Consider the following 14,669-nt stretch of genomic DNA (forward strand, 5'->3'; position numbering starts at 1 on the left):
TTTATAATTCTTTAATAAAATTCACAATTTGTCCACATGCCTTTCCATCTCCATAAGGATTATGAAGTTTACTCATTGAAATATAAGCATCATCTTCATTCAATAATTTTTGAGCTCCTTCTACTATTTTAATTTTATCTGTACCTACTAACAAAACTGTACCTGCATTTACCGCCTCAGGTCTCTCAGTGGTATCTCTCATTACTAATACAGGTTTTCCTAAACTAGGAGCTTCTTCTTGAACTCCACCACTATCAGTAATAATTAAATATGATTTATTCATTAACCAAACGAATGCAGGATAAGATAATGGAGCTATTAATTTCACATTATCAATATCGTTTAGCAATTCATAAACAGGTTTTTGGACATTTGGATTTAAGTGAACAGGATAAATAATTTGAATATCTTCATTTGAATTTGCCAATTCTTTTAAAGCTGTACAAATATTAATAAATCCTTGTCCATGATTTTCTCTTCTATGACCAGTAACTAAAACTAATCTTTTAGAAGAATCAACAACATCTTTAAGCATTGTAATTTCTTCATCAGAATAATTATCAGAAGTTACTTTTTCTGAACTAAAATGTAGCGCGTCTATTACTGTATTACCAGTAACTAGAATAGCATCTTCAGAAATATTCTCTTTCAATAAATTATCTTTAGAAGTTGTTGTTGGAGAAAAATGATAATCACAAATACTACCAGCTACACTTCTATTCACTTCTTCAGGGAAAGGGGATCTTTTATTGAAAGTTCTTAAACCAGCTTCAACATGACATACTTTAGCTCCTGAATAAAAAGCTGCAATACTAGACGCCATTGTAGTAGTTGTATCTCCATGAACATAAACAAAATCTGGTTTAAAATCTTCTAAAATCGGTTTTAAACCAGTAATAATATCTGCTGTTAACGAATATAAATTCTGATTTGGCTTCATTAAATCCATATCATAATCAGGAGTGATCTCAAAAAACTCTAATACCTGATCCAACATTTCTCTGTGTTGTGCAGTGATACAAACTTTTGTTTCAAAAGTATCATTATACTTTAAAAATTCTTTTACTAGTGGAGCCATTTTTATAGCTTCTGGTCTAGTGCCAAAAATGATTAAGTTCTTTTTCTTCATTTATTAATATCTTTAATCTAGTGGTAACAACTTGCATCTAATTATAAACTTTTATCTACTACTTTTTTTGACAAAACTCCTTTTACATCATACACCACTGAATTCTCCTTTTTTAAAGAAAAAACATCTAATTCTTTATATTCATTATGTGCTACTGTTAATACAATAGCATCAAACTCCTTTTTAGGTAATTCTCTCTCTAATTTCAGCCCATATTGCCTTTCTACTTCATTAATATTTGCCCAAGGGTCGTGTACTGTAACATCTGCGCCATATTCCTTCAGCGATTGAATGACATCTACCACTTTTGTATTCCGAACATCGGGGCAGTTTTCTTTAAAAGTGATTCCCAAAATCAAAATAGTTGCGTTTTTTATTTTGATGTCACGGTTTATCATCAACTTGATTACTTGAGAAGCCACATATTCTCCCATACCATCATTCATTCTTCTTCCTGCTAAAATAATACCTGGGTGATACCCCAATTCCTCTGCTCTTTGAACCAAATAATAAGGATCTACTCCTATACAATGACCGCCTACCAAGCCCGGTTTGAATGGTAAAAAATTCCATTTAGTACCCGCAGCTTCTAAAACTTCTTGGGTATTAATCTCCATAAATCCAAAAATCTTAGCTAACTCATTTACAAAAGCAATATTTATATCTCTTTGTGAATTTTCAATTACTTTTGATGCTTCAGCTACTTTTATGCTTGAAACCAAATGAGTCCCAGCTACTACAATCGAACCATATAATTTATCAACAAATTTTGCTGTTTCTATTGTTGACCCTGACGTAACCTTTACTATATTTTCAATGGTATTTTTTTTATCTCCTGGATTGATACGTTCTGGGGAATATCCAACAAAAAAATCCTTATTAAATATTAACCCAGATTTTTTTTCCAATACAGGAACACATACTTCTTCTGTTACTCCAGGATATACCGTTGACTCATAAACTACAATATCATTAGCTTTCAACACTTCGCCTACAGTTTCACTTGCCTTTAACAAAGGGTTAAATACTGCTCTATTATTTTTATCTACAGGAGTAGGTACCGTAATTATAAAAACAGTACAACTTTTAATCTTTTCTATATCCGAAGTACAAAACAACCCAGACCCTTCATCTCCTTCACTTCTTAAAACCGACACTAACTCTTCCTTCTCTATCTCTTTAGTTATGTCTAGCCCATTATTAAGCTGTTTTACTCTACTTTCGTTTATGTCAAATCCTACAACAGAATATTTAGTAGCAAACAACCTAGCAAGCGGCAACCCTACATAACCCAATCCTATTATTGCAATTTTCTTACTCACTAAGTAGATTTTTAACTTTTTTAAGTCAACAAAACTACAAAAAATAGCATTAACAAAATATTATATAACAAAAAAGTCTCATCATTAAATGATGAGACTTTTAGTGGGCGCGAAGGGATTCGAACCCCTGACCCCTTGGGTGTAAACCAAGTGCTCTGAACCAACTGAGCTACGCGCCCGTTTGCAATTATACTTTGTAAGAGTTGTGGGCGCGAAGGGATTCGAACCCCTGACCCCTTGGGTGTAAACCAAGTGCTCTGAACCAACTGAGCTACGCGCCCTTACTTGTTAATTGCGGGTGCAAATATATAACTCTTTTAGATATTTGCAATAACTTTTTTATATTTTTTTATAAAATTTCAGCCACTACAAACGTGCTACCTCCCACATAAATTACATCTTCTTTTGACGCATCTTTTTTTGCTTTTTCAAAAGCCTGATTTACAGAAGAAAAAACCTCTCCTTCAAAACCAAACTCCTCAGCTTGTTCTTTTAATTCATCTGCAGACAATCCGCGAGGAATATCTGGTTTGCAGAAATAGTACATGGCATTTTTTGGAAACATTGGTAAAATATCACCTAAATTCTTATCCAAAACAACTCCTAAAACAATATGTAAGCTATTATATTTTTCTTTTTTTAGTTGATTCAACGTATAAAACAAACCTTCTTTATTATGTGCTGTATCACAAATTACTTTTGGTTTTTCTTGTAGTATTTGCCAACGTCCTTTCAAATTGGTATTTCTCACTACATTCAACAATCCATTTTTGACATTCTCTTCTGTAACTTTATACTCTTTTAATTGTTGAATAACTATTACCGCTGTGCTCACATTATGTTTTTGGTAGTCTCCTAGTAAATCTGTAGTGTAATTTTGCATTGTATCCGAAGCAAAAATTATTGGAGCTTTATATTCTTCCGCTTTAGCGATAAAAACACTTTCTGTTTCATTTTGACGTTCACCAATAACCACCGGGGTATTCTTTTTTATAATTCCTGCTTTTTCAAAAGCTATTTCTGGTAAAGTTTCTCCTAAAAACTGCGTATGATCTAATCCGATATTCGTAATTACTGAAACCTCAGGCCTAATAATATTAGTTGAATCTAACCTTCCCCCTAAACCAACTTCAACAACAGCAATATCTACTTTTTGATTCAAAAATTCTTCAAATGCCATTCCTACTGTCATTTCAAAAAATGACAATCTTTGTTTTTCTAAAAAAGTTTTATTCCTTTCTATAAATTCAACTACCGCTTCTCTAGAAATTTCTTCTCCATTGATTCGGATTCGCTCTGTGAAGTTTTTAAGATGAGGAGAAGTATACAATCCTACCTTATAGCCTGCTTCTTGTAGTATTGAGGCTAACATATGACTGGTAGACCCTTTTCCATTTGTTCCTCCTACATGAATTGTTTTAATTTTTTTCTGTGGATCTTTCAGTTCTTTGCATAATGCAACGATGTTGGTCAAATCTTTTTTTAATGCTGTTTGTCCTTGACGTTGATACATAGGCAACTGAGCAAACATCCAATTTAATACTTCTTGATAAGTCATTTAAATCTTATATCTAGATTAAAAAGAAAAAATTAACTATAATATTCTTGATACCATCTTACAAAATGATGCACTCCTTCTTTAATTTTAATTTTTGGTTTATAATTGTAGTCTGTAATTAAACCCTCTACATTTGCCCATGTTTTTCTTACATCTCCCATCTGCATAGGCATCATGTTTTTTGTAGCTTTCTTTCCTAAGCTAGTTTCCATCTCTCTAATAAAATCTAATAGTTTCACAGAGTCATTATTTCCTATATTATAGATTTTATATAACGTTCTATTTTCAATAGGTTTTTCTATCACTCTTTTCACTCCTTCAACAATATCATCTATATACGTAAAGTCTCGCTCCATATCTCCATTATTAAATACTTTGATTGGACGATCGTTTGAAATGGCATCAGCGAATAATATGGGGGCCATATCGGGTCTACCCCAAGGTCCATATACCGTAAAAAATCGGAGCCCTGTTGTTGGTATATTATATAAATGGCTATAGGTATGTGCCATTAGTTCATTACTCTTCTTTGTAGCTGCATATAAACTTACTGGGGTATCTACACTGTCTTTTTCTGAAAATGGCACTTTTTTATTAGTTCCATAAACACTTGAACTACTTGCGTATACTAAATGCTTAATTTCATGATGCCTACAGCACTCTAGTATATTTAAAAAACCTACAATATTACTTTGAACGTATATATCGGGATTTTCAATACTATAGCGAACTCCTGCTTGAGCTGCTAAATTACAAACAACATCAAATTTTTCTGAAGTAAATAATTTAGTTAACTCTTCTTTATCTTCTAGATTGAGCCTAATAAACTTAAGTTTTTTATTGGCACTACTAGTTGTCTCTTGATAAAAATCCTTGGCAGTATCTTTATCAATTCCCAGCTTTTTTAACCGAGCATATTTAAGTTCTACATCATAGTAATCATTGATATTATCAACCCCAACTATCGTATACCCTTCCTCTAAAAGTTTCTTAGTTAAATGAAACCCAATAAAACCTGCTACACCAGTAACTAAAACTTTCATTAATTCTTCCCTATTTGATAATACTCAAATCCTTTCTCTTCTAAATTATAACTGTTATATTGATTTCTTCCGTCAAAAATAACAGGAGTATTTAATTGTTTTTTTATTTCAGAAAAATCTGGTGAACGAAATTCTTTCCACTCTGTTAGTAATATTAAAGCATCTGCATCTTCCAAAACCTCATACTTTGATTTTTTATAGTCAATATTTGCTATATCTTTTAAATAAAAATGCTGTGCTTCTTCCATTGCTTTGGGGTCATACACTTGTACTTTAGCGCCCCTTTTAGCTAACTCTTTTACTACATAAATAGCAGGAGCTTCACGCATATCATCAGTACCAGGTTTAAAAGCCAACCCCCAAAGTCCAAAAGTTTTTCCTGTTAAGTTTTCTCCAAACTTTTTAACAATCTTCTCTGCTATTACAAATTTTTGTCGATTATTAACTTCTTCTACTGATGTTATTAATTGTGCCTTGTATCCATTTTCTTCAGCTATTTTTTTTAATGCTTTTACATCCTTTGGAAAACAAGAACCTCCATACCCAACACCTGGATAAATAAAACTGTAACCTATTCTTGAATCTGAACCTATTCCTGCTCTTACATTATTTACGTCTGCTCCTACTCGTTCACAAATATTTGCCATTTCATTCATAAATGATATTTTCGTTGCTAACATGGCATTGGCTGCATATTTAGTCATTTCTGCTGAACGAATATCCATTGCTATAAATCGATCGTGCGACATTGTAAAAGGTGTATATAATTGTCGCATTTTTTCAAAAGCATAATCTGATTCTGCTCCAATTACCACCCTATCTGGCTTCATAAAATCATTAATAGCATCTCCTTCTTTTAAAAACTCAGGATTAGATACTACGTCAAAATCTATCTTCTCATTTCTTTTATCTAACTCTGCCTGAATTGTCGCTTTGACTTTATCTGCTGTACCTATTGGTACTGTAGATTTATCTACTACAATCAAACGGTTATTCATCTTCTGGCCAATCTCTTTTGCTACCGCTAACACATATTGTAAATCAGCAGAACCATCTTCTCCCATAGGAGTTCCGACCGCAATAAAAACAATTTCGACTTCGTTTATAGCTTCTTCTAACTTAGTAGTAAAGAACAAATTTTTCTTTTCTACATTTTTTAACACCATTTTTTCTAATCCCGGCTCGTATATTGGAATAATTCCTTGATGCAATTTATTTATTTTTTCTTGATCAATATCTACACAAGTTACTTTATTTCCCATTTCTGAAAAACAAGTTCCTGACACCAATCCTACATATCCTGTTCCTATAACAGCTAATTTCATGTATTTATGTTTAATAATTTTTAAATGATTGTATAGTATACCGATACATATCCAATTTTATTGAATAAATATACTTTTTAAATCTTTAGCAAAGATATACTATTTTGAAAGAGAAAACTTGTAGATAATGGTTCCTCTTTGCTTTAATGGCGCATTACCATCGGCATTCCATTTAGTTTTTAACGCCGCTTTTTTTGCTGCATCATATAAACAAAAAGCTGAATTTGTAGTTCCTTTAGCTCCTGGTGTTGCTTTGGTTACTCGTCCATTTTGATCTACCTGAATACTTACTACTACTGTTCCTTCTTCTTGACAGTCTGGTTTCTCAATAGGTTTTGATAACGCTTTTCTTCCCGCTAAATTATAGTTTCCTTCTGAACCACTTTCCGAATTTCCGTAGTATTTATCTGAATTCGGGTCTCCACTTTCATTTCCTTTTACACCTGTTTGTTCATCATCTCCTTCTCCAGAATTTGCTCCTTCTTTCGATGTTCCATTCAACAGACTATTTAATGCATCGGTTGTTTCTTTAGATGGTTTCGGCTTTGGTTTTTCTTTAGGCTTTACCTCTTTCGGAGTTTCTTTTATTTCTTCTTTTTTTTCAATTTTTTTTTCAACCACCGGGGCTTCTTCTGAAGTCTCATCTGTAATAATTTCTTCTTTTATTGTTTCCTCTAGAGTTTCTTCTAATTGCTCTTCAACTATCTCTTTCTGCTGTGGAGTAGCTTCCACTTTTGTTTTCTCAACAGGTTCTCCGCTTCCTACTTCTGAATTACCAAAATTAATTGCTAATCCATATTCAATAGGTGGATCGAGATACTTCATTCCGTAATTAAATATTCCAATTAATAATAAAATTAGAATAATAGCTGTGATTACAGCTGATTTTTTTTTATGCTGAGTATCTAAAACTATCATTTATTTGCCTTTTACAGCTAAAATCATTTTTAACTTATTTCTGTTAGCAATATCTATTACTTGCATTACATTTTTATAAGCTACATTTTGGTCGCCACGAATTACCACTGTCTTTTTTTTATCTGCTCCTACCTTCATCAATAATTTTTTTTCTAAGTTGGTGTTACTCACCTTAGTTTTATCTATATAAAATGAAGCATCATTAGTTATCGTAACTGCTACTGAAGTGTTATTTTCGGTTTTACCACCTGCTTTTGGTAATAATACATCAATTGCACTTACTGTTACCAATGTAGATGTTAGCATAAAAAATATCAATAACAAAAAAACAATATCGGTCATTGATGACATATTGAAATTTGGATTGACTTTATTTCTTCCTCGTAAATTCATTATACTGGTTCGTTTAATAAATCTAAAAACTCTACTGATTTTGCTTCCATTTGATATACTACTTTATCGGTACGAACTACTAAATGGTTATATGCTATGTAGGCTATAATTCCCACAATTAATCCTGCTACAGTAGTAGTCATTGCTGTATACAAACCATCTGATAACATTTTAATATCAATTTGTCCTCCAGAATTAGCTATTTCATGTATGGCAACAATCATTCCAATTACTGTTCCTAAAAAACCAATCATTGGAGCTGCTCCTGCTATGGTTGCTAACACTGAAACGTTTCTTTCTAGTTGATACACTTCTAGTTTACCTGCATTTTCTATCGCTGTATTAATATCTTCCAAAGGTTTACCTATTCTTGAAATCCCTTTTCCAATTAGTCTTGATGTAGGGCTTTTGGTTGTTTCACAAAGTGATTTAGCACTATCTATTCTTCCATTGGTTACATGATCTCTAATTTGATCCATAAAATTCACATCTACTTTAGAAGCTTCTTTGATGGCAAAAAATCGTTCGAAATAAATATATAGAGCTACAGCCAATAATACAAATAACAATGCTATTATAATTTGTCCTCCTACACCTCCATCCATAATTAAATTATAGATTGACAGAGTTTTCTCTTGTGAAACTTCTTCTAGCAATTCTGTTTGTTCTTGAAAATAAGCTAACATTAAAATAGTTTTTATGTGTTTTATTACTAACGAATGACTTCTCTTTTAATTGTTTAAAAAAATCCTGAACTTTTTAAAATTCAGGATTTTAAATATGCTTTTAAAAATTTATTTATCCTAATACAATTTTTACCATAATATATCCTAAGCCTCCTAAAACAATAGTATACGGTAATGCCATTTTAACCATTTTACCATATGATAAATTAATTAGAGGGGCTAATGATGATGTTAACAAAAATAAAAAGGCTGCTTGTCCATTTGGAGTAGCAACACTAGGTAAGTTAGTTCCTGTATTAATAGCTATTGCTAAATTTTCATAATGCTCTCTTGAAATTACTCCATTTTTAAATGCTTCTTGTACTTCTCCTATGTATACCGTGGCAACAAATACATTATCACTTATTGCAGATAATACTCCATTGGCAATATAGAAGAGTCCTGGTTGTAAAGCCGGATCTTGATCTAAGGCCCAAGTAATGATGGGACTAAATAAATGTTGATCGTGAATCATTGCTACAATAACAAAAAACACTACTAATAAGCCTGTAAATGGAAGTGCTTCTTCAAAAGCAGGTCCTAATTGATGCTCATCAGTAATTCCCATAAAGGCAGTTTGTACAATAATTAAAGCTAAACCTATAAAACCTACAGGGGCAATATGTGCTGCTAACCCTACTATAAGTAATATAGCTGCAATTCCTTGTACTATTAAACCATATTTTTCTTTATCTGAACGTCTTGCATCTTCTTCTTCTGTATATTTTTCTATAATTCTTGCAGCAACATCTGGTAACTTTGCTCCAAAACCAAACCAACATGTAGTTTCTAAAACTACTGTTGTTAACATTCCTGCGAATAAAACAGGAATGGTAATTGGTGCCATATGCTGAAAAAATTCAATAAAGTCCCAACCTAAACGTTCTCCAATTAACAAGTTTTGAGGCTCACCTACCAAAGTACATACTCCTCCTAAAGCTGTACCAACAACACCGTGCATTATTAAACTACGGAGAAAGCTACGAAATTGCTCTAAAGTTTTACCACTTAATTCTTTTCTATCTAAAACACCATCTTTATCATAATCAGATGTAGCTGTAGAATGTATTTTATGATATACTCCATAAAAACCTACTGTAACACTAATTAAAACTGCTGTTACAGTTAATGCATCTAAGAAAGCAGATAAAACTGCTGCTAAGAATACAAATAAAAGTGATAAGACAACTTTAGACTTTATTTTAGTAAACACCTTACTAAAAATATACATTAATAAAGGTTTCATAAAATAAATACCCGCTACCATGAATACTAAAAGTAAAATCACTTCTAAATTTTGATCTACTTCATGGTATGCTTTTTCTGGAGATGTCAGTCCTAATACTAATGCTTCAATTGCCAATAAACCTCCTGACTGTAAAGGATAGCATTTTAAAGCCATCGCTAATGTAAAAATGAACTCCCCTATAAAAAGCCATGCGGTTATCGTTTTTCCAAGGACAAAAAACGAAAACACATTAAATATTAAAAAACCTATCATAGTCATTTTAAACCACTTAGGACTATTCCCTAAAAAATATTTAAACATAATTTTATGTATTTACAAATTTATATTAGCTCTTTCAAAGCTATCTCAAAAGCTGTTTCACTTATTTTAGTTTTTGAAGCACTTCTAGTAAACGTTCTTTGTAAAGCTTTTTTAATAGTATTTGAAGTATCTTCAAAAATAGCTTGATCTGTCATTTCTACTCTACGCTCCATAAAGTATGCAAATACTCTTGCCATACCACAGTTTGAAATAAAGTCTGGAATCAAACTCACTTTTTTATCAGTATCTTCCATAATAGATCCAAAGAAGATTTCTTTATCTGCAAATGGAACATTTGCTCCACATGAGATAACTTCTAACCCTGAATTTATCATCTGGTTAATTTGCTCTTGAGTAACTAACCTTGAAGCTGCACATGGTGCAAAAACTTCACAAGGAAGATTCCAAACACGCTCATTCATCTCCTCAAATGAAATCATGTTTTCAGATACTAATGTATTACCATCTTTATTTAAGAACATTTCTTGAATTTCTTCAAAAGAGAATCCTTCTTCCTTAATAACTCCCCCGACACGATCAATAATTCCTACTACTCTAGCTCCCATTTGTGCTAAATAATAAGCTGCTGCAGAACCTACATTACCAAAACCTTGTACTACAGCACGCTTTCCTTCTACTGTTCCTCCATAAATATCGTAGTAATGACGAACTGCTTCAGCAACTCCGTATCCAGTAATCATATCAGCTACTGTATATTTTCTAAATACACTTGGTGATAAGCTTTCATCTTCTAAAACCTTAATAACTCCGTGACGTAACTGACCAATACGGTTAATTTTATCTGCTTCAGTAGGTTTGAAGTGTCCATTAAAAACTCCTTCTTGCGGATGCCAAACCCCACTATCTTCTGTAATCGGAATTACTTCATGGATTTCATCAACGTTTAAGTCTCCTCCTGTTCCATAATAGTTTTTTAATAATGGAGCAACAGCTTTATACCAACGCTCTAAAACTCCTTTTTTACGAGGGTCTTGTGGATCAAAATTAATTCCTGATTTTGCTCCTCCAATTGCAGGGCCCGATACAGTAAATTTCACTTCCATAGTTTTAGCAAGTGACATTACTTCGTATTTATCTAATCCTTTACGCATACGTGTACCACCACCAGCAGCACCTCCTCTTAATGAATTGATTACTGTCCAACCTTCTGCTTCTGTTTCAGGGTCTTTCCAGTTAAATACTATTTCTGGTTGCTTTTCTTCGTATTGCTTTAATAATTCTTTCATTGTTTAATGTTATAATAGATAATTTTCAACTTTACCTGTTTCTTTTTCATATTCAAAAAATTCGTTGTAGTTATTCCCCTGTGGGGAAGCTAAAGTTGATTCATTATAATAATAGGTTTTAATGTGTAGTTGTTACCGAACAAATTTATCATAAAAAACAACATTACTCAAATACTTTAAATTATTTCTGCGGATAAAAAATATTACCTGAAGAATGGTTTCTACTAGCTCCTGTTACTGATTGTAAACAATTAACTTTATTTTGTTTTTTTAATAATCCTAATAAAGCAAAAATTAATGCTTCTTTATAGTTTATAAGCATATTTGACGTAAGCACTACTCTATTTTTTGATAAAATTTCTAATCTTTCCATTAAAAAACAATTAAAAGCCCCACCTCCTGTAACCAAAATTTTAGAATTCTCAATTAAAACAGCACTAATTTGTATGGCTATATGCTCTATAAAAGTTCGTAAAATTGTGGGAATATCAACTTCTAATTTATCTACTAATGGAAAAATAGTTGATTGCACCCATTCTAATCCTAATGATTTTGGTGCTTCTTTTTTATAAAATTCTAAATTGTTTAAACAATCTAACAATTCATTATTTACATTTCCATTAGAAGCAATCTTTCCTTCATCATCATATTCTAAGCCTAATTTGTTACAATAATGGTTCAATACAATATTTACAGGGCAGATATCAAAAGCTATCCTTTTATTGTCATCTTCAAAAGAAATATTAGCAAAGCCACCTAAATTAATACAATAACTATAGTTTGAAAACAACAACTTGTCTCCAATAGGTACTAAAGGTGCTCCTTGTCCTCCTAATGCTACATCTTGAGTTCTAAAATCACAAACAACTTCTTTCTTGGTTATATTCGATATTTCTTGACCATTGCCTATTTGTAACGTTATTCCTACTTCTGGTTGATGTAAGATAGTGTGTCCATGAGAAGCTATGAAATCTAATTTAGAAATATGGTGTTCTCTTATAAAATCATTTAATGTCTTTCCTATAAATTTACCATAATCAACATCTAAAATTTGTAAATCTTTCTTATCATAATTTATAGCCTCTTGCAGTTTATTTTTCCATTCATTAGAATATAATACCGTGTCTGCTTGTATAATTTTAAAATCTACGTATAAATTTTCATGCATTTTTATATATGCCAAATCTATTCCATCTAAAGAAGTTCCAGACATTAATCCAATACAATAAATATAGTTGTCTTGCATAAAGTAAAAATAGTAAGTCTATTGAAAAATTGCTATTTAAAAAGTATCTTTGAACACATTTTTTACGAATTTAATAAAATATAAAATAGATAATGGATTTTAACCTTACAGAAGAGCATTTAATGATTCGTGATGCTGCACGTGATTTTGCTCAAACCGAATTACTACCGGGAGTTATAGAAAGAGATGAAAAACAAGAGTTTCCTAAAGAACTAGTTCGCAAAATGGGAGAATTAGGTTTTATGGGAATAATGGTAGACCCTAAATATGGAGGAAGTGGAATGGATTCTGTTTCTTATGTATTGATTATGGAAGAACTTTCAAAAATTGATGCATCTGCCTCTGTAATAGTTTCTGTAAATAATTCATTAGTGTGCTACGGATTAGAAGCCTATGGTACTGAAGAACAAAAACAAAAATATTTAACAAAATTAGCAACTGGTGAAGAAATCGGTGCTTTTTGCTTAAGTGAACCTGAAGCTGGTTCAGATGCTACTTCCCAAGCAACTACTGCAGAAGACAAAGGTGATTATTATTTATTGAACGGAACTAAAAACTGGATTACTAATGGTGGTCGTGCAGGGGTTTATTTAGTTATTGCTCAAACTGACAGAAGTAAAGGACATAAAGGAATTAATGCTTTTATAGTGGAAAAAGGCATGGAAGGCTTCCATATTGGCCCTAAAGAAGATAAATTAGGTATTCGTGGATCAGATACACACACATTACAATTTAATGATGTAAAAGTTCCTAAAGAAAATAGAATTGGTGAAGATGGTTTTGGATTTAAGTTTGCAATGAAAACGTTATCTGGCGGACGCATCGGTATTGCTTCTCAAGCATTAGGTATTGCATCTGGCGCCTATGAATTAGCCTTAAAATATTCTAAAGAACGTAAAGCTTTCGGAACTGAAATCTGTAATCATCAAGCAATTGCATTCAAATTGGCTGATATGTATACTGAAATTGCTGCTGCTCGTCATTTAGTAATGGCTTCTGCATGCAAGAAAGATGCAGGTGAAAACTACGATCGTGAAGGAGCCATGGCAAAATTATATGCCTCTAAAGTAGCTATGGAACAAACCGTTGAAGCTGTTCAAATTCATGGAGGTAATGGTTTTGTAAAAGAATACCATGTAGAACGTTTAATGCGTGATGCCAAAATAACTCAGATTTATGAAGGAACTTCTGAAATTCAAAAAATAGTAATCTCAAGAAGTATTTTAAGAGATTAATTTCTGTAAATATTAAAAACTAAAAAAAGCGTATCAAATGATACGTTTTTTTTAGTTTTTAAAATCAATTTTGTATAAGTGTAAACCTGAAGCGGGTGCTATATTTTTTATTAACTCTATGGATGAATTAAGAACTAAACTTTCTTTAATAAAATCTAAGCCAAATTCTCCTTTTCCTAAATCGTGTAAAGCTCCCATGATTAATCGTATTTGATTTCTTAAAAAACCTTCTCCTCTGACAATTAAAACATAGCTTTCTTTAGGGAAAAATGAAGCTGTTAACTCAGTATTCTCTTCAATTCTACAATACTTAATTTCTCTTTCTACTTTAGTTGTTTCCGAAGGCTTTGTACAAAAACGTTTAAAATTGTGAAAGCCTTCAAAAAGTCGTGCCCCCTCTTTCATCAAGTCTATATCTAGTTGTTCTCTAAAGCGTGTTAAAAAAGGTGCGGCATAAGGATGATTTTTTTCTCCATAAGAAAAATAATACCTATACTCTTTAATTTTTGGATGTTGAATAATATTAAAATCTCTAGGAATATCTTCGATCTTCAACGCTCTCATATCACTAGGTGCATTTGTATTAAACTCTATCATAAACTGATTAAAGTCTATGGCTTCATCTATAAACAATTGAAATGCAAAATGACTGGCTGATACACGAGCATCTGTTCTACCAACTCCCAAACTTTTAAATCTAATTCCTTTATAAATAAATTTTAAAGTTTTATCTAAAAACAAATGCCCTGTTTTTAAATTTGGCTGTTTTTGCCAACCATGAAATCTAAATCCAAGGTATTGAATTGTTATTAAATACGAATATTTATAGTTCATATTTGAAAGGTATATAATCTGTTAAAACAAGAACAAAAAAAACCTCAATCTAATTAGATTGAGGTTTAAAAGAAAGGCAACGACCTACTCTCCCACCAGTGGCAGTACCATCGGCGCAAATGGGCTTAACTTCTCTGTTCGGAAT

At 31.9% G+C, this 14,669-nt stretch carries 13 protein-coding genes, 2 tRNA genes and 1 rRNA gene; 1 reads left to right on the plus strand and 15 read right to left on the minus strand.

From position 1 onward, the window contains the following. Position 1: 1 nt before the first annotated feature. The 13 genes from wecB to ACKTSW_RS09455 all read right to left on the minus strand — a co-directional run bounded on the left by wecB (position 2) and on the right by ACKTSW_RS09455 (position 12,455). Positions 2-1,129: a non-hydrolyzing UDP-N-acetylglucosamine 2-epimerase gene (gene wecB, locus ACKTSW_RS09395; RefSeq protein WP_408025010.1), complete on the minus strand. Its 1,128-nt coding sequence runs from the start codon at positions 1,127-1,129 to the stop codon at positions 2-4. A gap of 41 nt (positions 1,130-1,170) precedes the next feature. Further along, complete coding sequence (locus ACKTSW_RS09400) at positions 1,171-2,451, minus strand: nucleotide sugar dehydrogenase (RefSeq protein ID WP_408025011.1); 1,281 nt, start codon at positions 2,449-2,451, stop codon at positions 1,171-1,173. A gap of 104 nt (positions 2,452-2,555) precedes the next feature. Further along, positions 2,556-2,630, minus strand: a tRNA-Val gene (locus ACKTSW_RS09405). A 27-nt stretch (positions 2,631-2,657) separates the two neighbouring features. Then, positions 2,658-2,732, minus strand: a tRNA-Val gene (locus tag ACKTSW_RS09410). A gap of 68 nt (positions 2,733-2,800) precedes the next feature. Continuing rightward, entirely contained in the window at positions 2,801-4,009 is a 1,209-nt protein-coding gene (locus ACKTSW_RS09415) for a bifunctional folylpolyglutamate synthase/dihydrofolate synthase (RefSeq protein ID WP_408025012.1), read from the minus strand. 32 nt (positions 4,010-4,041) lie between these two features. Next, positions 4,042-5,052: an NAD-dependent epimerase gene (locus ACKTSW_RS09420; RefSeq protein WP_408025013.1), complete on the minus strand. Its 1,011-nt coding sequence runs from the start codon at positions 5,050-5,052 to the stop codon at positions 4,042-4,044. Then, positions 5,052-6,377, minus strand: coding sequence for a UDP-glucose dehydrogenase family protein (locus ACKTSW_RS09425; RefSeq protein WP_408025014.1), 1,326 nt, complete (start codon positions 6,375-6,377; stop codon positions 5,052-5,054). Before ACKTSW_RS09425 ends, ACKTSW_RS09420 begins: the two co-directional genes overlap by 1 nt. Positions 6,378-6,476: 99 nt before the next feature. After that, a complete protein-coding gene (locus tag ACKTSW_RS09430; protein ID WP_408025015.1) occupies positions 6,477-7,295 on the minus strand; it encodes an energy transducer TonB in 819 nt (272 codons plus the stop codon). Beyond that, positions 7,296-7,688 (minus strand): ExbD/TolR family protein, encoded by a 393-nt coding sequence (locus tag ACKTSW_RS09435; protein WP_408025016.1) that lies wholly within the window; start codon positions 7,686-7,688, stop codon positions 7,296-7,298. It abuts the gene before it with no gap. Further along, positions 7,688-8,374 (minus strand): MotA/TolQ/ExbB proton channel family protein, encoded by a 687-nt coding sequence (locus tag ACKTSW_RS09440; protein WP_408025017.1) that lies wholly within the window; start codon positions 8,372-8,374, stop codon positions 7,688-7,690. Before ACKTSW_RS09440 ends, ACKTSW_RS09435 begins: the two co-directional genes overlap by 1 nt. A gap of 112 nt (positions 8,375-8,486) precedes the next feature. Then, positions 8,487-9,962 (minus strand): sodium/proton antiporter NhaB, encoded by a 1,476-nt coding sequence (gene nhaB / locus ACKTSW_RS09445; protein ID WP_408025018.1) that lies wholly within the window; start codon positions 9,960-9,962, stop codon positions 8,487-8,489. A 20-nt stretch (positions 9,963-9,982) separates the two neighbouring features. Further along, positions 9,983-11,209: a Glu/Leu/Phe/Val dehydrogenase dimerization domain-containing protein gene (locus ACKTSW_RS09450; RefSeq protein ID WP_408025019.1), complete on the minus strand. Its 1,227-nt coding sequence runs from the start codon at positions 11,207-11,209 to the stop codon at positions 9,983-9,985. Positions 11,210-11,390: 181 nt separating this feature from the next. Next, positions 11,391-12,455, minus strand: coding sequence for an anhydro-N-acetylmuramic acid kinase (locus ACKTSW_RS09455; protein WP_408025020.1), 1,065 nt, complete (start codon positions 12,453-12,455; stop codon positions 11,391-11,393). A 92-nt stretch (positions 12,456-12,547) separates the two neighbouring features. Here ACKTSW_RS09455 and ACKTSW_RS09460 point away from each other — a divergent pair, with 92 nt between their 5' ends. Continuing rightward, on the plus strand, positions 12,548-13,690 hold the full coding sequence (locus ACKTSW_RS09460) for an acyl-CoA dehydrogenase (protein WP_408025021.1): 1,143 nt from the start codon (positions 12,548-12,550) through the stop codon (positions 13,688-13,690). A gap of 51 nt (positions 13,691-13,741) precedes the next feature. Here ACKTSW_RS09460 and ACKTSW_RS09465 read toward each other — a convergent pair whose 3' ends face one another. Together ACKTSW_RS09465 and rrf are read right to left on the minus strand one after the other, a co-directional pair. Beyond that, positions 13,742-14,524, minus strand: coding sequence for a tRNA pseudouridine synthase A (locus tag ACKTSW_RS09465; RefSeq protein WP_408025022.1), 783 nt, complete (start codon positions 14,522-14,524; stop codon positions 13,742-13,744). Positions 14,525-14,595: 71 nt separating this feature from the next. Further along, positions 14,596-14,669: ribosomal RNA gene (gene rrf / locus ACKTSW_RS14325) — 5S ribosomal RNA — on the minus strand; the annotation flags it as partial.

It is taken from the genome of Tenacibaculum sediminilitoris (assembly GCF_964513795.1).
Taxonomy (GTDB): Bacteria; Bacteroidota; Bacteroidia; order Flavobacteriales; family Flavobacteriaceae; genus Polaribacter; species Polaribacter sediminilitoris.